Origin of the sequence: Microvirga pakistanensis, from assembly GCF_004458765.1 — a bacterium.
Classification (GTDB): domain Bacteria; phylum Pseudomonadota; class Alphaproteobacteria; order Rhizobiales; family Beijerinckiaceae; genus Microvirga; species Microvirga pakistanensis.
In genome coordinates this window covers 1-223 of sequence record NZ_SPJX01000116.1, presented here as the reverse complement: position 1 = coordinate 223, position 223 = coordinate 1, and the positions used below count along the sequence as shown (strand labels likewise).

Here is a 223-nt window from a genome sequence, read left to right as displayed (position 1 = left end):
GTAAGCGGACAAGGCGGAGAGCAATGATGAGCGACACGAAACCCTCTTCCGGCGCCGTTCTGCGCCCATCCGAGATCAAGGCCGCCGATCGTGGAGGCGGTGCGAAAACCAGTCCGCTCGTCAGCCGGAAGGTTGGCTCGACGAGTCTCCTGAATGGCATCACGTCCTTCGAGCCGGGAGCAGCAATCCCTCTTCACAAGCACAATTGCGAGGAAAGCGTGAT

General features: G+C 60.1%; 1 pseudogene. It reads left to right on the top strand.

The features are described 5' to 3' along the window. Nucleotides 1–26: 26 nt before the first annotated feature. A pseudogene (locus tag E4K09_RS04105) lies at nt 27–223 on the top strand (cupin domain-containing protein); the annotation flags it as partial.